Source organism: Pseudomonas sp. LBUM1672 (assembly GCF_059695655.1).
Map to the genome: position 1 here is coordinate 6,052,233 of NZ_CP166781.1, position 15,493 is coordinate 6,067,725.

General features: G+C 59.6%; 17 protein-coding genes. 6 read left to right on the top strand and 11 right to left on the bottom strand.

The window, feature by feature from the left end; translation table 11 throughout:
- Positions 1 to 21 precede the first annotated feature (21 nt).
- Positions 22 to 501 carry an RNA pyrophosphohydrolase gene (locus ACA053_RS27735; RefSeq protein ID WP_007945562.1) on the bottom strand — a complete coding sequence of 160 codons (480 nt, stop codon included), beginning with the start codon at positions 499 to 501 and terminating at the stop codon, positions 22 to 24.
- Positions 502 to 644: 143 nt separating this feature from the next.
- On the opposite strand from ACA053_RS27735, the gene ACA053_RS27740 reads away from it, so the two are divergent.
- Positions 645 to 1,301, top strand: coding sequence for a histidinol-phosphatase (locus ACA053_RS27740; protein WP_109635673.1), 657 nt, complete (start codon positions 645 to 647; stop codon positions 1,299 to 1,301).
- Between the two features lie 121 nt (positions 1,302 to 1,422).
- On the opposite strand, the gene ACA053_RS27745 is transcribed toward ACA053_RS27740, so the two are convergent.
- Entirely contained in the window at positions 1,423 to 1,848 is a 426-nt protein-coding gene (locus ACA053_RS27745; RefSeq protein ID WP_109635675.1) for a DUF2269 domain-containing protein, read from the bottom strand.
- Between the two features lie 39 nt (positions 1,849 to 1,887).
- Complete coding sequence (ilvA, locus tag ACA053_RS27750) at positions 1,888 to 3,402, bottom strand: threonine ammonia-lyase, biosynthetic (RefSeq protein ID WP_403107561.1); 1,515 nt, start codon at positions 3,400 to 3,402, stop codon at positions 1,888 to 1,890.
- Positions 3,403 to 3,729: 327 nt separating this feature from the next.
- Here ilvA and rpiA point away from each other — a divergent pair, with 327 nt between their 5' ends.
- Positions 3,730 to 4,404 (top strand): ribose-5-phosphate isomerase RpiA, encoded by a 675-nt coding sequence (gene rpiA / locus ACA053_RS27755; protein WP_461977620.1) that lies wholly within the window; start codon positions 3,730 to 3,732, stop codon positions 4,402 to 4,404.
- A 128-nt stretch (positions 4,405 to 4,532) separates the two neighbouring features.
- Here rpiA and ACA053_RS27760 read toward each other — a convergent pair whose 3' ends face one another.
- From ACA053_RS27760 to ACA053_RS27775, 4 genes are all read right to left on the bottom strand, one after another.
- Complete coding sequence (locus ACA053_RS27760) at positions 4,533 to 5,450, bottom strand: SdiA-regulated domain-containing protein (protein ID WP_109635680.1); 918 nt, start codon at positions 5,448 to 5,450, stop codon at positions 4,533 to 4,535.
- Positions 5,451 to 5,555: 105 nt separating this feature from the next.
- Positions 5,556 to 6,485: an SdiA-regulated domain-containing protein gene (locus ACA053_RS27765; protein WP_497394138.1), complete on the bottom strand. Its 930-nt coding sequence runs from the start codon at positions 6,483 to 6,485 to the stop codon at positions 5,556 to 5,558.
- 267 nt (positions 6,486 to 6,752) lie between these two features.
- Positions 6,753 to 7,418 (bottom strand): fumarylacetoacetate hydrolase family protein, encoded by a 666-nt coding sequence (locus tag ACA053_RS27770; protein WP_084320379.1) that lies wholly within the window; start codon positions 7,416 to 7,418, stop codon positions 6,753 to 6,755.
- Positions 7,419 to 7,454: 36 nt separating this feature from the next.
- Entirely contained in the window at positions 7,455 to 8,849 is a 1,395-nt protein-coding gene (locus ACA053_RS27775) for a D-2-hydroxyglutarate dehydrogenase (protein ID WP_109635685.1), read from the bottom strand.
- Between the two features lie 200 nt (positions 8,850 to 9,049).
- On the opposite strand from ACA053_RS27775, the gene serA reads away from it, so the two are divergent.
- Complete coding sequence (serA, locus tag ACA053_RS27780; protein WP_109635687.1) at positions 9,050 to 10,279, top strand: phosphoglycerate dehydrogenase; 1,230 nt, start codon at positions 9,050 to 9,052, stop codon at positions 10,277 to 10,279.
- Between the two features lie 64 nt (positions 10,280 to 10,343).
- Here the strand turns inward: serA and ACA053_RS27785 are convergent, their stop codons facing one another.
- Positions 10,344 to 10,769, bottom strand: coding sequence for a DUF4399 domain-containing protein (locus ACA053_RS27785; protein ID WP_109635689.1), 426 nt, complete (start codon positions 10,767 to 10,769; stop codon positions 10,344 to 10,346).
- A gap of 135 nt (positions 10,770 to 10,904) precedes the next feature.
- Here ACA053_RS27785 and ACA053_RS27790 point away from each other — a divergent pair, with 135 nt between their 5' ends.
- Complete coding sequence (locus tag ACA053_RS27790) at positions 10,905 to 11,492, top strand: transporter substrate-binding domain-containing protein (RefSeq protein ID WP_497314345.1); 588 nt, start codon at positions 10,905 to 10,907, stop codon at positions 11,490 to 11,492.
- 219 nt (positions 11,493 to 11,711) lie between these two features.
- On the opposite strand, the gene ACA053_RS27795 is transcribed toward ACA053_RS27790, so the two are convergent.
- Positions 11,712 to 12,197 (bottom strand): 2-thiouracil desulfurase family protein, encoded by a 486-nt coding sequence (locus tag ACA053_RS27795; RefSeq protein ID WP_109635692.1) that lies wholly within the window; start codon positions 12,195 to 12,197, stop codon positions 11,712 to 11,714.
- A gap of 2 nt (positions 12,198 to 12,199) precedes the next feature.
- On the bottom strand, positions 12,200 to 12,832 hold the full coding sequence (locus tag ACA053_RS27800; RefSeq protein WP_497394139.1) for a 2OG-Fe(II) oxygenase: 633 nt from the start codon (positions 12,830 to 12,832) through the stop codon (positions 12,200 to 12,202).
- A 123-nt stretch (positions 12,833 to 12,955) separates the two neighbouring features.
- On the opposite strand from ACA053_RS27800, the gene ACA053_RS27805 reads away from it, so the two are divergent.
- A complete protein-coding gene (locus ACA053_RS27805; protein WP_109635695.1) occupies positions 12,956 to 13,708 on the top strand; it encodes a DUF2059 domain-containing protein in 753 nt (250 codons plus the stop codon).
- A 130-nt stretch (positions 13,709 to 13,838) separates the two neighbouring features.
- On the opposite strand, the gene bipL is transcribed toward ACA053_RS27805, so the two are convergent.
- Positions 13,839 to 14,786: a phospholipase BipL gene (gene bipL / locus ACA053_RS27810; RefSeq protein WP_497394140.1), complete on the bottom strand. Its 948-nt coding sequence runs from the start codon at positions 14,784 to 14,786 to the stop codon at positions 13,839 to 13,841.
- A 97-nt stretch (positions 14,787 to 14,883) separates the two neighbouring features.
- Here bipL and ACA053_RS27815 point away from each other — a divergent pair, with 97 nt between their 5' ends.
- Entirely contained in the window at positions 14,884 to 15,462 is a 579-nt protein-coding gene (locus ACA053_RS27815) for a DUF6436 domain-containing protein (RefSeq protein WP_497394142.1), read from the top strand.
- Positions 15,463 to 15,493: the final 31 nt, after the last annotated feature.

Below are 15,493 nucleotides of genomic sequence, written 5' to 3' on the forward strand. Positions count from 1 at the left end.
GCTCGGGGTCGAACTCCGTCGTCAGTCGCGCGTTAAAAGGCGCGGGGCAAGCTCTTTGAGAGCGCGTCGATACACCTCGCGCTTGAATGTCACCACCTGGCCCAACGGATACCAATAACTGACCCAGCGCCAGCCATCGAACTCCGGTTTACCGGTCAAATCCATCCGCACCCGCTGCTCGTTGGAGATCAGGCGCAGGAGAAACCATTTCTGTTTCTGGCCGATGCACAGCGGTTGGCTGTGCGTCCTGACCAGACGTTGCGGCAAACGATAGCGCAACCAGCCCCGGGTGCAGGCGAGAATTTCAACATCTTCGCGCTCAAGACCCACTTCTTCGTTCAACTCGCGATACAAGGCGTCTTCCGGCGTCTCCTGGGGGTTGATCCCGCCCTGTGGAAACTGCCAGGCATCTTGATTGATACGGCGAGCCCATAGCACCTGTCCGGCATCATTCGTGAGAATGATCCCGACATTGGGGCGGAAACCATCGGGGTCGATCACGGCAACAACCTCGCAAACGCATGTCGCCGCATTGTTCCACAAAGGTTGTGAAGGCAGCAACGAGCCGACCTACCTTATGTGCACTCTTGTGAAAAGTCCGTATTCTGGACGCCTTTCTACAGACTTTTCAGCGAGTAACTGCAATGCGGCTGGCTTTATTCGACTTGGACAACACGCTTTTGGGCGGTGACAGCGACCACGCCTGGGGCGATTACCTGTGCGAGCGCGGTTTCCTCGACGCCGTCGCCTACAAGGCACGCAACGACGAGTTCTATCAGGATTACCTGGCCGGCAAGCTGGATAACGATGCCTACCTGAACTTCTGCCTGGAAGTCCTCGGCCGCACCGAGATGGCCACGCTGGATCAATGGCACCTGGATTACATGCGCGATTGCATCGAGCCGATTGTGCTGCCCAAGGCTATTGAATTGTTGGCCAAGCACCGTGACGCTGGCGACAAATTGGTGATCATCACCGCGACCAACCGCTTCGTTACCGGGCCGATTGCAGCACGCTTAGGCGTTGAGACCCTGATCGCCACCGAATGCGAAATGATCGACGGCCGTTACAGCGGGCGTAGCACCGATGTCCCATGCTTCCGTGAAGGCAAGGTGACCCGGTTGATTCGCTGGCTGGAAGAGACCGGCCACAATCTGGAAGACAGCTATTTCTACAGCGATTCGATGAATGACCTGCCGTTGCTGGAGCAAGTGGCGAATCCGATCGCTGTCGATCCGGATCCTAATTTGCGGGCCGAGGCTGAGAAGCGGGGTTGGCCGGTGATTTCGTTGCGCGGCTGATATCGCCTTCGCGAGCAAGCCCGCTCCCACAATTGATCTTCAGTGGACACAGGATTTGTGTACAGCCGAGATCAATGTGGGAGCGGGCTTGCTCGCGAAGGGGCCGACTCGGTCTGTAGCCTTAAACCGGCTTGGCGCCCATCAAACCCGCAATCGCGATGAAACAAACAAAGCTGAACAGTGCGAGGGCAAAGGTGAACTTGCCGTTCCCCGCCGGCGCCTTGCGCAACTTGTTCAGTCGCACCAGCAACCAGAACCAGCCCAACGCCGCCACGGTGTAGAGCACACTGGAAGCCAGCAGCCAGGTCTGCCCCAACGGCCAGCCCACCAGATGCACCATCCACCACCCGGTGAACGGCATGCTCAGCAACGCCAGGCCCATCAGCAGCCAGACAAACACTCGCGGCCGCTGCAGCGTGCGTGCCGCAGCAGTCGCATCGCCATTACGCCGCGTTTGCCAAACCCATATCCCCAGACCCAGCGCACAGCCCAACAATATTGCCGTCGCCGCGGTGTGCGCCATTTTCAGGGCGGTTAACGTTTCCATTGTTCGATGTCCTTAAGGTCTGCCCACCAGCGTAGCCGCTCAGCCGAGAAACAGCTGATAGGCCGGGTTATCACTTTCATCCCAGTACGGGTAGCCGATTTCTTCCAGCGCCGCAGGAACCAGGTGACGTTCATCGTGAGGCACTTGCAGGCCCGCGACCACACGGCCATCGGCCGCGCCATGGTTGCGATAGTGGAACATCGAGATGTTCCAGCGCCCGCCGAGCTTGTTGAGGAAGTTGAACAGCGCGCCCGGACGCTCCGGGAATTCGAAGCGCAGGATCACTTCATCGACCACGTGGGCCGCACGACCGCCCACCATGTGGCGGATGTGCAACTTGGCCAGTTCGTTGTCGGTCAGGTCCAGCACCGGGAAACCCTGCTCGCCGAGGCTGGCGATCAGCGCGCTGCGCGGGTCGGTTTCCGGATGCGTCTGCACGCCAACGAAGATGTGCGCTTCGCTGCCAGTGTTGTAGCGGTAGTTGAATTCGGTGATCTGGCGCTTGCCGATGGCTTCGCAGAACGCCTTGAAGCTGCCCGGTTTCTCGGGGATGGTCACAGCGATGATCGCCTCGCGACCCTCGCCCAGCTCGGCGCGCTCGGCGACGTGGCGCAGGCGGTCGAAGTTGACGTTGGCGCCGGAGTCGATAGCCACGAAGGTGTGTCCGGTGACGCCGCGTTGCTCGACGTACTTTTTGATCCCGGCCACGCCCAGGGCGCCGGCAGGTTCGGTGATCGAGCGGGTATCGTCGTAGATATCCTTGATCGCCGCGCAGATCTCGTCGGTGCTGACGGTGATCACTTCATCGACGTAGTCTTTGCAGATATCGAAGGTGTGCTGACCGATCTGCGCCACGGCGACGCCATCGGCAAAGAGGCCCACGGTCGGCAGTACCACACGCTCGCCGGCCGCCATAGCCGCTTGCAGGCAGTTGGAATCGTCCGGCTCGACGCCGATGATCTTGATTTCAGGCCGTAGGTACTTCACGTACGCCGCGATCCCGGCGATCAATCCGCCACCGCCCACCGGAACGAAAATCGCATCCAGACGCCCCGGGTGCTGGCGCAGAATCTCCATGGCCACCGTGCCCTGCCCGGCAATGGTGTGGGGATCGTCGTACGGGTGGATGTAGACGTAGCCTTTTTCGTCGACCAGTTTCAGCGAGTAGGCCAGGGCTTCCGGGAACGAATCCCCGTGCAGCACCACTTTGCCGCCGCGGGAACGCACGCCTTCGACCTTGATTTCCGGGGTGGTCTTGGGCATGACGATGGTGGCTTTCACGCCTAACACTTTCGCCGCCAGGGCCAGGCCCTGCGCGTGGTTACCCGCCGAAGCGGTGACCACACCGCGAGCGCGCTCTTCATCGCTCAGTTGGGTCAGCTTGTTATAGGCACCGCGAATCTTGAACGAGAACACCGGCTGCAAGTCTTCGCGCTTGAGCCAAATGGAGTTGCCCAGCCGCTCGGAGAGCTGGCGGGCCGTCTGCAATGGGGTTTCTACGGCAACGTCATAAACGCGCGAGGTGAGGATCTTTTTGACGTACTGTTCGAGCATCGGAAAGCATCACTGAGCGGGTTGGGCAGGGCCAAGGAGTCTAACCCGGCTTTCGGGCGGACGACCACACTAAACAGGTGGTTTTAAGGTTACCCGCGATCCCTGTGGCGAGGGGATTTATCCCCGTTCGGCGGCGCAGCCGTCGTGAAACCTGAGAACGGGGTGTGTCTGGGGGAATGCAGGGAGGAGCGCTTCGCACTCCAACGGGGATAAATCCCCTCGCCACAAAAGTAACGGTCGTGGCCCGCCAATCGGGCAATGACCTTCCCTGCCCCGAAGCCTATAATGCCGGCCTTTCGTTCCCTCCTTCGGCACCTCGGAGCCCGCATGACCCAGGATCAACTCAAACAGGCAGTGGCTCAGGCCGCCGTCGACTTCATCCTCCCGAAACTCGACGACAAGAGCATCGTCGGGGTCGGCACCGGCTCCACCGCCAACTGCTTCATCGACGCCCTGGCCAAGCACAAAGGCGCGTTCGATGGCGCGGTCGCCAGTTCCGAAGCCACCGCTGCCCGCCTCAAGGGCCACGGCATTCCGGTGTATGAGCTGAACACCGTCAGCGACCTGGAGTTCTACGTCGACGGCGCCGATGAAAGCGACGCGCACCTGAACCTGATCAAGGGCGGCGGCGCAGCCCTGACCCGCGAGAAGATTGTCGCGGCCGTGGCCAAGACCTTCATCTGCATCGCCGATGGCAGCAAACTGGTGCCGGTACTTGGCGCGTTCCCGCTGCCGGTCGAAGTGATTCCGATGGCCCGCAGCCACGTGGCTCGCGAGCTGGTGAAGCTCGGTGGCGACCCGGTTTACCGTGAAGGCGTGCTGACCGACAACGGCAACATCATCCTCGACGTGTTCAACATGCAGATCACCAACCCGGTGGAGCTGGAGACGCAGATCAACGCGATCGTTGGCGTGGTCACCAATGGTCTGTTCGCGGCGCGTCCGGCGGATTTGCTGCTGCTGGGCACCAGCGAAGGTGTGAAAACCCTGCGCGCCCAGTAAATCTGGCACGCCGATAAACCTGTGGGAGCGGGCTTGCTCGCGAATGCGGTGTGTCAGTTGATAGAAATGTCGACTGACACACCGCGTTCGCGAGCAAGCTCGCTCCCACATTGGTTTTGCAGTGTTGGTCAGGGCTGCGGTGGTTTCTTGAAGACGTAGAACAGGTTGGGTTCGCTGACGAGGTACATCGTGCCATCGTCATCCATCGCGATGCCTTCCGCCTGCGGCACTGTCTTCTGCAAACCCTGACGCCCCTTGCTCAGTGACATGGTGCTCAGCGGTCGCCCGTCCACATCCAGTTCCAGAATCAGTCGCGACTCGTCGGACAGCGCCAGCAAATGGCCGCTGCGCTCGTCGTATTGCAGGCTCGACAGGTCTCGCACGAACATCCCGGCATCGCGCTTGGGGTTGTTGACCACGTGCACCGCGTAGGATTTCTCCGGGTTGTAATGCGGGAAGCCCTGCACTTCGTAGATCAGCATCGGGTCGCGTTCCTTGGCGACAAACAAGCGCTTGCCCACCGAGTCGTAAGCCAGGCCTTCGAAACCCTTGTTGCCGCTCATGTGCACACCAAGAGTCATCTGCTCGGCGTCTGCCGCGTCGAGGAATGTGGTGTCCTTTTCCAGATGAATCTTGATCAGCCGTTGCTCGCGCTCATCGGTGATCACGTAAGTGTCGGCGCTGATGAACTCCACCGCCTCCGGATCACCGAAGCCCACCAGTGAAATGCGTCGAATGATCCGACCGTCCAGCGACAGCTCGATCAGCTCGGCGTTTTTGTTGGTGACGGTGAACAGGCTTTTGCGCACCGGATCGAAGGTCAGCGCCGACACGTCGTCGTTCAGCCCATCGATGACCCGGGCTTCGATTTCCACCCGATATTGATCCAGACCGATGGACTCGCTGCTCAGCGGTTGCCAGAGGGTGTGCAGGTTGAACCAGGCGCGCTCGAACAGACGCATGTATTGGCCGATCGCAACCAGCACGACCAAGGCAATCACTGTCAGGATCAAAATAAGGGGTTTGGGACGGGCAAGTCGGCGCATTAAGTCGAGCTCGGAAACAGAAACAGGCGGATGAAATATCACGCCTGTATGAATTCAAGCTTAATGGCCAGTTGCCTTTGACCACAACTGCTGGATTCGCGGCGTCTATTTCTGCTTTTCGAAACGGTAGAACAGGTTCGGCTCACTCACCATGTACAGCGTGCCCGCATCGTCCATGGTCACGCCTTCGGCACGGGGAATGGTCTTCTTCAAGCCGTTGAAGCCGCCCAGCAAGGTCATGAAGCTGACCTGCTCACCCTTCTCGTCCAGCTCCAGCAACAAGTGTGAATCGGCGGACAGCACCAGGGTGTGGCCTGTGCGCGGGTCGATGGCCAGTCCCGACAGGTTGCGGATGTCCAGTTCGTCATTGGCGAGTTTCTGCTTGTCGCCCTTGAGGGCCTGGCTGCCGTCGCTTTTCCAGCTGAACAGCGCCGGCGGACGCTCCTCACCCAGGAGGATTTGCTGATTACGCAAGTCATAGACGATGGCTTCGAAGGCCTTGTTCTGGTCCTTCGAAGGGCCGAGGTCGTATTTCGGGAAGTTGGCGATTTTCAGTTCGCGAGTGTCGGCATCGACCTTGACGATGGAGAGCATGTGTTCACGCTCATCGACGATGGCCAGCATGCCGTTGCCCATCACGGTCAGGCCTTCCGGGTTGCTCCAGCCCACCAGCGGCATCTTGCGCAGGACGTCGCCCTGCAAGCTCAGCTCAACGAGGAACGGGTTCTTGCCCATGACCGAAAACAGGGTTTTGGTTTGCGGGTCATAGGCCAGGTCCGACGCTTCGTCCTTCTCCATGCCCGGCAGCAGCTTGGCGTCGATCACCGCGCGGTAATCCGGCAGCCAGATACTTTCCTGACGCTCGGCCGGGCTTTCAAAGCGCTCACGCAGCCAGAGCACACCGCGATCATCCCAATGCATCGCAAAGGCGAGGCCATAAGCGGCGGCGGCCACCAGCAAAAGCCAGGAATACCAACGCATGACGAAGCGCGAGCGGCGGGCAGTTTTGACAGTGGGCAGCGGTCGAGAGGCCATTCAGGATGCGTTCCAGAAATTCAGGCTACGGGTAATAGCACAATTGGGACCGGCTCAGACGCCAGAATCCGCGGAATTATCCAGACAAGATGTGAAAAAAACGGGAAATGGCGGGATTGCCATGTGCAGACACAGAACTTGAGACAACCAAAAACCAATGTGGGAGCGAGCTTGCTCGCGATGAGGCCGTGTCAGTCAACTGAGATGTCGAATGACAAGCCGCTATCGCGAGCAAGCTCGCTCCCACAGGGTTTCGCGGTGTTTCGGTTAGCGGACGCTGCTGGTGAAGCTGCTGGCGCCCGGCAATTCGATTACCAGTTCATCACCGACATTCAGCGGACCAACACCCACCGGCGTGCCGGTCAGGATCACGTCACCGGCCTGCAGCGAGAAGCAGCCGGCCATGTGCTGGATCATTGGCACGATCGGATTGAGCATTGCGCTGCTGTTGCCGTCCTGGCGCACTTCGCCATTGATGGTCAGGCGAATGCCGATGTCGGTCAGGTCGGCAAAGGTGCTGCCGGACACGAACGGAGCAATCACCGCCGCACCGTCGAAGGACTTGGCGATTTCCCACGGCAGGCCCTTGGATTTCAGCTCGGCCTGCTTGTCGCGCAGCGTCAGGTCCAGGGCCGGGGCGAAACCGGAGATCGCATCCAGCACTTCTTCACGGCTTGGCTTGGTCGACAGAGGCTTGCCGATCAACACCGCGATTTCCGCTTCGTAATGCACCGAGCCACGCTCGGTCGGAATGCTGAAACCGCCTTCCAGCGGCACCACGCAACTGCCCGGCTTGATGAACAGCAGCGGCTCTGTTGGCACCGGGTTGTCCAGTTCCTTCGCGTGTTCGGCGTAGTTACGGCCGATGCACACCACTTTCCCCAGCGGGAAATGAATACGCGTACCGTCGACATACTGGTGCTGATAGCTCATTTCCGACTCCTGTTTCGTAGCGCTTAAGTTCGAAAGTCAAACAGCGAAGATCTTGCCCGGGTTCATGATGCCATTCGGGTCGAACACCGCTTTGACCGCTTTCATGTACTCGATCTCAACCGGCGAGCGGCTGTAGGTCAAGTAATCACGCTTCGTCATGCCCACGCCGTGTTCGGCGGAAATCGAGCCGTTGTACTTCTCGACGGTCTCGAACACCCACTTGTTGACGGTCGCGCACTTGGCGAAGAACTCGTCCTTGCTCAGGTTTTCCGGCTTGAGGATGTTCAAGTGCAGGTTGCCGTCGCCGATGTGGCCGAACCAGACGATTTCGAAGTCCGGGTAGTGTTCGCCGACGATCGCGTCGATTTCCTTCAGGAACGCAGGGACTTTCGACACGGTGACCGAAATGTCGTTCTTGTACGGCGTCCAGTGGGAAATGGTTTCGGAGATGTACTCGCGCAGCTTCCACAGGTTTTGCAACTGGGTTTCGCTCTGGCTCATCACGCCGTCCAGCACCCAGCCCTGCTCGACGCAGTGCTCGAAGGTTTCCAGGGCGTGGTTGGCCACTTCTTCAGTGGTCGCTTCGAATTCCAGCAGCGCATAGAACGGGCAATCGGTTTCAAACGCCGCCGGCACGTCGCCGCGGGCCATGACCTTGGCCAGGGCTTTGTCGGAGAAGAATTCGAAAGCGGTCAGGTCGAGTTTGCTCTGGAACGCATGCAACACCGGCATGATCGAGTCGAAATCGGCAGTGCCGAGGACCATCGCGGTGAGGTTTTTCGGGGCACGGTCGAGGCGCATGGTCGCTTCGACGACAAAACCGAGTGTGCCTTCAGCGCCGATGAACAGCTGACGCAGGTCGTAGCCGGTGGCGTTCTTGATCAGGTCGCGGTTCAGCTCCAGCAGATCGCCCTTGCCGGTGACGACTTTCATGCCGGCCACCCAGTTGCGGGTCATGCCGTAGCGAATCACCTTGATCCCGCCGGCATTGGTGCCGATATTGCCGCCAATCTGGCTCGAACCTGCCGATGCGAAGTCCACCGGGTAGTACAGGCCTTTTTCTTCGGCGACGTTCTGCAAATGCTCGGTCACCACGCCTGGCTGGCACACAGCCGTGCGGTCGGTGAGGTTCACCTCGAGAATCTGGTTCATGTAGTCGAACGACACAACCACTTCGCCATTCGCTGCCACCGCAGCGGCGGAAAGGCCGGTGCGACCGCCAGACGGTACCAGCGCCACTTTGTGCTCATTGGCCCAACGGACAATGGCCTGGACCTGCTCGGTGGTCTTGGGGAACACGATGGCGGTCGGGGCTGGGGCGAAATGCTTGGTCCAATCCTTGCCGTAAGCATTCAGGGAGTCGGCGTCGGTCAGCACCTTGCCAGGCTCAACCAGGGTCTTCAGCTCATCAATCAGGGCAGGATTGGTCATCGACAGAACTCTCGAACAATTCATGGTCATCCTGAGAACGCTTCACGTCGCAGGAATGAGTGTTTAGCGGGGTGCGTATGCTAGCATACCGACCCCGCAGCATAGTGCCCAACGGCCTTCTGCGGCGACGGCATTCTTGCCGTCCGGGTCAGCGTCTGCTGGCTTCCTGCCATTTTTCTCCGGGATACAGGTTTACGCAGATGAGCAAGACTTCTCTCGATAAGAGCAAGATCAAGTTCCTTCTTCTCGAAGGCGTCCACCAATCGGCTGTCGACGTTCTCAAGTCGGCGGGCTACACCAGCATTGAGTACCTCACAGGTTCTCTGCCGGAAGCCCAGCTGAAGGAAAAGATCGCTGATGCGCACTTCATCGGCATTCGCTCCCGCACTCAACTGACCGAAGAGATCTTCGATCACGCGAAGAAACTGGTGGCTGTCGGCTGTTTCTGCATCGGCACCAACCAGGTCGACCTGAACGCGGCTCGCGAACGCGGCATCGCGGTGTTCAACGCACCGTACTCCAACACTCGCTCCGTTGCCGAGTTGGTGCTGGCCGAAGCGATCCTGTTGCTGCGCGGCATTCCTGAGAAAAACGCTTCCTGCCACCGTGGCGGCTGGATCAAGAGCGCGGCCAACTCCTTCGAGATCCGCGGCAAGAAGCTGGGCATCGTCGGTTACGGCTCGATCGGTACGCAATTGTCGGTCCTGGCGGAAGGCCTGGGCATGCAGGTGTACTTCTACGACACCGTGACCAAGCTGCCACTGGGCAACGCCACTCAGGTCGGCAACCTGCACGATCTGCTGGGCATGTCCGACATCGTCACCCTGCACGTTCCGGAAACCGCGGCGACCCAGTGGATGATCGGCGAGAAGGAAATCCGCGCCATCAAGAAGGGCGGCATCCTGATCAACGCGGCTCGCGGCACCGTGGTCGAACTGGACGCTCTGGCGGACGCGATCAAGGACAAGCACCTGATCGGCGCGGCCATCGACGTGTTCCCGGTGGAGCCTCGCTCCAACGACGAAGAGTTCGAAAGCCCGCTGCGTGGCCTGGACAACGTGATCCTGACCCCGCACATCGGCGGTTCCACCGCTGAAGCGCAAGCCAACATCGGCCTGGAAGTGGCAGAGAAACTGGTCAAGTACAGCGACAACGGTACGTCGGTATCGTCCGTGAACTTCCCGGAAGTGGCCCTGCCGGCTCACCCTGGCAAGCACCGCCTGCTGCACATCCACGAGAACATCCCGGGTGTGATGAGCGAGATCAACAAGGTCTTCGCCGAAAACGGCATCAACATCTCCGGTCAGTTCCTGCAGACCAACGAGAAAGTCGGCTACGTGGTGATCGACGTCGACGCCGATTACTCGGAAATTGCCCAAGAGAAGCTGCAGCACATCAACGGCACCATTCGTTGCCGCGTGTTGTTCTGACAGTGACGTGAGCGACAAAAAAAAGGAGCCCTTCTGGGCTCCTTTTTCATGGGCGCTACTAACGTTACTTAACGTTGACGGTGATCTTCTCGGAGACGATCGGTGGATCGAAGGCCATATGGTTCATGTCGCCCAACTCCAACTGCAAGGTGTGCTTGCCAGGTGTCAGCGTCAGCTCGGTTTCGGTTTGCGCCTTGCCGAAATGAACGTGATTGGCATCTGCCGGGATGACTGCCCCTGCAGCCACGACATCCTTGGCATCAATCAGCAAATGGTGGTGACCAGTATTCTTGGTGGTATCGCCCGCTGGCGCCAACGCAACGTTCTCAACAGCGAATTTGACTTTGAAAGTTTGCGGGACAGTCCCACCATCTTCAGGAGAAACAATGGACACTTCAGCACCCTTGGGTGCCGGTGTAGCCGCACTGGCCAGCACCGAAACGCCCATCAGCAGGCCAGTCAACGCAGCACGTGACATAAACGTTTTCATTCTCTTCTCCAGTTTTTCCGTAAAATCCGCGTGGCCGAGACAACTTCACGGCCATTCGTTGTCGAAGGATCTCGACAACCATAGCAAAGCGAGCCTGAACCAGCGCATCGCAATAATGAATTCAAAGGAGTGACCATGCGTTTTTTGCCTGGCCTGATCTGCCTGCTACCCCTTTTGAGCCCTTTGGCTCATGCCGAACTGATTGACGATGTATTCGACCGCGGCGAATTGCGAATTGCTCTTGAGGCTAATACACCGCCCTTCAATTTCAAGGACGACGGCAAACTCACCGGTTTCGAAGTCGAATTGGGCCAACTGCTGGCCAATGAGCTGGATGTGCGGGCCGACTTTGTCGTCACTGATTCCAATGATCTGTTGCCCGGTGTTGAAACCGGTAAATACGACATCGCCATCAACCACATAGCAATGACCCCGGAACTGAAAGATCGTTTCGACTTCACCGAGCCTTACATTCACACCAATGCGCAATTGATCGCGCAGAAGGAAGAAGAGCCACGTTCGATCCTGCTGGTGCAATCGCTGACGGAAGAAAAGCCGAAAGCCGCCCCGGCTGTGGACCTGGCGATTCCGTTTCAGAAAGGCAATCCGGCATTTCAAGCGAGCCTGGAAGCTGCTTTGAAGCGGATCAAGGCGGATGGGCGACTTGGGGCACTGGAGCAGAAATGGTTTGGGGCGGATGCGAGTGTGGCGCCCAAACCTTGAGATTTTTGTCGCTCTCTAGATCCAGCCCCTCACCCTAACCCTCTCCCCAAGGGGGCGAGGGGACTGATCGTGGGGATCTGTAGAAATTTTGCGACCTGAAAGTCTTTGTGTTGAATCCATAATCGACTCGATCTTTCAGGTCGATGAATAGCGTCTGACACCTCGGTCAGCCCCCTCGCCCCTTGGGGAGAGGGTTAGGGTGAGGGGATGGATTCTGGATCAGCCCAAAGCCCCCAAAGCCACCGCCACCTCAACCATCTCCAGTTCGCTGAAAACCTGAACGCCGTGACGCCTGAGCAACGCCGCAGTCACTCCCTCGCCACTCACCTTCACTCCACTGAACGTCCCGTCATAGGTCAACAAATTCCCGCAAGACGGGCTATTAGCCTTGAGCACCGCAATCCGGATGCCGTGCTTTTGCACCAGTTCCAACGCCTGATAGGCCCCCGAAAGAAACTCGGCACTCACGTCCTCTCCCTCGGTGTTGATCACAGAGGCGTGGCCATCCAGCACTTCACCGCCCTGCCCGCCCGGAATTTCCGCCGCGGCCCTGGGTGTAGGCAAACCACCGGCAACCTCTGGGCACAGCGGCACCACCCGCCCCTCATCAAGCCACTGCTGCAGCTGATCGAACGGCCCGCTCGCCCCGCCGTCGTACCGCACGCGGTGGCCCAGCAGGCAGCGGCTTACCAGAATTTTCTGCATGATCAGAACGGCTCGTTACCACGACGGCGGAACCAACCCGTCAATGACAGGCGATCCCGGGTCGCGGGCAGGACTTCGTGGGGCACCTCGCCCGACAGGAACACCACCAGGCATCCGCCGGTGGGCACCACATCGTGTTCGACGCCGCCCTTCAGGTACATGCGCAACTGACCGCCGTGCTCGGGTAGCCAGGCGTCGTTGAGGTAGATCACTGCCGAGACCATGCGCCGGTCATCATCACGAAAACGATCGACATGCTTGAGGTAAAACGCCCCGGGCGGGTACAGCGCGAAATGGCTTTCGAAATCTTCCAGGCCCAGGAAGAGCCCGCGATTCATCGCCTCGCGCAGACTGTCCATCAAACCCAAGTAACTGTCGCACGCCACCGCCTGACCGGGTTCGAGCCACTGGATGTGGTCGCCGCGAATGCCCTCGCGAATCTCCGACGTCGGCCCGCGTCCCACGGCCGCCGGGGCCAGTTCACCCTCGGCTGCACGTTTATGGCACTCAGCCGCCAGTTCCCGGGTCAGACCCAGAGGCAGGAAAATATTCTGCTGCGACCAGCCGCGCTCGGCCAGGTCGTCGACGATACGTAACAGCAGCGGGTGATCAGAGGATATTTGCATGGCGCGCATAGTATTCCTGTGCCTGCAAATCCGACAGAGCCGCGCGGCGGAGGATTTGTCGGATTACTGATACGAATTCTCGACAAGTACGAAAGCCGCACGGAGAATAGTCGCCTGCTGACAGGAGTCCCTATGCGCCGTTTGCTTTTTTCACTGCTGATGCTCTGTGTGTTGCCCGCTTGGGCAGACGGCCACGACCAGTTGTACAAGGTCGCCGGTTGGCCAGATCAGCGCGCGCATTTTAACGACGCCCTCTCAGCCGCCCAACAGCGCTACCAGAACAGCCTGCCACCGGCGGTGTTCCAAGCCTTGGTCAACAACAGCAATCAACGCTTCGCCCCCCAGGCCGTGGACCAGCGCGCCGAAGCGCAACTGCGCAAAAGCCTCGCCGATCCGAAGCCCGCACTGACCTTTTTTCAATCGCCCCTAGGCAAGAAAATCGTCGCCGCCGAACTGCTGGCGACCCGTCGCGATCAGCTGGCGAAAAACGCCAAGGGTCTGCCGAAAATTCAAGCCAGCGACAGCCGCATGCTGATCATCGGCCACCTGGCCCAAGCCCTGCCAGCTCGCGAGGCTGGCGCAGAAGTCAGCCTGGCGATTGCCGGTGTCGCGGCAGACAGCCTGAGTTCGATGATCCCAGGGTTGCTCGGTGGTGGTCAGGCTCAGGGGATGTTGAATGGTCAGCGCCAGCGATTGATGGATCAGATCGGGGCCGATCTGAACAACACGCTGCTGTATGTCTATCGCGACTTGTCGGATGAAGAACTGGAAGAGTTCGCCACGTTTGCCGAGTCCACCGAGGGCAAGGCGTATTACCAGGCGGCGTTGGCGGCGATTCGGGCGGGGTTGGCGGTGGGACAGGATCCGGCGAATCTCAGCCAGTAATCTTAAGCGCCTGATACACCGCTATCGCTGGCAAGCTCGCTCCCACAATGGCTGGGTGTAAAACACAAATTTGTGTTCAACACAAAAACCTGTGGGAGCGGGCTTGCCCGCGATGAGGCCCTGAAGATCGCTAAAGATTCCGGCCTTTAATTCGCTTGCTCAAAAACCCGAAATACTCCTCCCGCATCGCCAAAGTCTCATTCGCCAAATGATGCCGCGCCTCCGGCAACATCAACACCTGCGGCCGATCAAACTTGGCCTTCAACACCTCAAGGTTATGCTCCCAATCCACCGTCATGTCCGCCTGCCCCTGCACAATCAGCGGTCGCCGTGGGCTGTTCGGCGCTGCCTCGATGCGCTTGATCCACCGCGCCAACGCCCCAACCCACGCCGTTGGCAGTCGCAGCGGCTGCAACGGATCGGCTTGCAGGAACGGCAAGAAGTCCGGGTCGTTGGAGTTCTCGCTGAAGCGCCGGGCGATGGCTTTCACGAAAGGTTTGAGCAAGTAATAACTGAGCTGTGACCAGCCCCAGGCGCGCGGTCGAACCAGCGGTGAAAACAGAATCACCTGACCCTGGGCCGGACTGTTCACGCCCTGGTTGAGCACATGATCGATCACAATCGCGCCGCCGGTGCTCTGCCCACACAGGTGCCAGGGCTGCGGAAGGTCCAGCGACTGCGCCTCGGCAAACAACCCTTCCAGCGTGTGCTGATACTCGGCGAAATCCTTGATGCTCGCCCGCTCGCCACTGGACAGACCATGCCCCGGCAAGTCGCAGGCAATCACCGCGAAGCCCTGATCCAGCGCCCACTCGATGACATGCCGGTAGAGCCCGGTGTGGTCGTAGAAGCCGTGGAACAGAAACAACGTCGCCTTCGCCCGCTCGGGCCACCAGACCTGGCTGACCACTTCATAGCCATCGACCTCGAAACGCCCCAGCCCGCTGCGCTGCGTTCGCCCCGGAAAATCCAGACCGTAGAACCGCTGATAGGCCAGCGCTTCCACGGAAAGCGGCTGCCACTCGGCCAGTGGCCGCAGGCTGGCACGCAAATGATCGGGGTCGAAAGTGGCAGGCATGAACTATTCCAGAGCGCTAAACAGACTTTATGGGCCTGCGATATTCATCTGTCGCGGCAAGCATGGCAAGCTAGCCGACCTTCGAGGATTGAAACCCATGCGTCCGGCCTACCGCACCACACTGCTTGCCAGCCTGCTCGCCCTCGTGTGCGCCGGCGTCTTGTGGGCGGCCTATGACTGGTTTCAGGGTCGCTACCTGCGCGCTTTCAGCTCGCACACTGCGGTATTTTCCGGCGACCCACTGCGCCTGCCCGACGATCTCGCCGGCCCCGGCGCCATTCGCCTGGTGCATTTCTGGGACCCGGCCTGTCCGTGCAATGTCGGCAATCAACAACACCTGACCGAACTGGTCGAGCACTACGTACCGCAGGGTGTGGAGTTTTACTCGGTACAAAAACCTGGCAGCCACGGACAGTTGCCCAACACCTTGAGCAGCCTGAAAACCATCACCGTGCTCCCGGGTTCCGAACAGATCCCCGCCAGCCCGGCGGTGGCGATCTGGGACCGCAGCGGCAAACTGGCCTATTTCGGCCCGTACAGCGAAGGCCTGACCTGCAATTCGAACAACAGCTTCATCGAGCCCATCCTGCAAGCATTGAGTGAAGGCCGCGCGGTGGGCGCCACCCATACGCTGGCGGTCGGTTGCTATTGCCCTTGGCCGGAGGGCGTGAAGTAAGGCAATCCTGACTTTTCCAGGACCGCGATGC

What these genes read in the sequence shown, in the direction of transcription:
- ACA053_RS27740 (WP_109635673.1), top strand. Translation starts at nt 645, where the DNA reads ATGCGGCTGGCTTTATTCGACTTGGACAACACGCTTTTGGGCGGTGAC.
- ACA053_RS27745 (WP_109635675.1), bottom strand. Translation starts at nt 1,848, where the DNA reads ATGGAAACGTTAACCGCCCTGAAAATGGCGCACACCGCGGCGACGGCA.
- ilvA (WP_403107561.1), bottom strand. Translation starts at nt 3,402, where the DNA reads ATGCTCGAACAGTACGTCAAAAAGATCCTCACCTCGCGCGTTTATGAC.
- rpiA (WP_461977620.1), top strand. Translation starts at nt 3,730, where the DNA reads ATGACCCAGGATCAACTCAAACAGGCAGTGGCTCAGGCCGCCGTCGAC.
- ACA053_RS27760 (WP_109635680.1), bottom strand. Translation starts at nt 5,450, where the DNA reads ATGCGCCGACTTGCCCGTCCCAAACCCCTTATTTTGATCCTGACAGTG.
- ACA053_RS27765 (WP_497394138.1), bottom strand. Translation starts at nt 6,485, where the DNA reads ATGGCCTCTCGACCGCTGCCCACTGTCAAAACTGCCCGCCGCTCGCGC.
- ACA053_RS27770 (WP_084320379.1), bottom strand. Translation starts at nt 7,418, where the DNA reads ATGAGCTATCAGCACCAGTATGTCGACGGTACGCGTATTCATTTCCCG.
- ACA053_RS27775 (WP_109635685.1), bottom strand. Translation starts at nt 8,849, where the DNA reads ATGACCAATCCTGCCCTGATTGATGAGCTGAAGACCCTGGTTGAGCCT.
- serA (WP_109635687.1), top strand. Translation starts at nt 9,050, where the DNA reads ATGAGCAAGACTTCTCTCGATAAGAGCAAGATCAAGTTCCTTCTTCTC.
- ACA053_RS27785 (WP_109635689.1), bottom strand. Translation starts at nt 10,769, where the DNA reads ATGAAAACGTTTATGTCACGTGCTGCGTTGACTGGCCTGCTGATGGGC.
- ACA053_RS27790 (WP_497314345.1), top strand. Translation starts at nt 10,905, where the DNA reads ATGCGTTTTTTGCCTGGCCTGATCTGCCTGCTACCCCTTTTGAGCCCT.
- ACA053_RS27795 (WP_109635692.1), bottom strand. Translation starts at nt 12,197, where the DNA reads ATGCAGAAAATTCTGGTAAGCCGCTGCCTGCTGGGCCACCGCGTGCGG.
- ACA053_RS27800 (WP_497394139.1), bottom strand. Translation starts at nt 12,832, where the DNA reads ATGCGCGCCATGCAAATATCCTCTGATCACCCGCTGCTGTTACGTATC.
- ACA053_RS27805 (WP_109635695.1), top strand. Translation starts at nt 12,956, where the DNA reads ATGCGCCGTTTGCTTTTTTCACTGCTGATGCTCTGTGTGTTGCCCGCT.
- bipL (WP_497394140.1), bottom strand. Translation starts at nt 14,786, where the DNA reads ATGCCTGCCACTTTCGACCCCGATCATTTGCGTGCCAGCCTGCGGCCA.
- ACA053_RS27815 (WP_497394142.1), top strand. Translation starts at nt 14,884, where the DNA reads ATGCGTCCGGCCTACCGCACCACACTGCTTGCCAGCCTGCTCGCCCTC.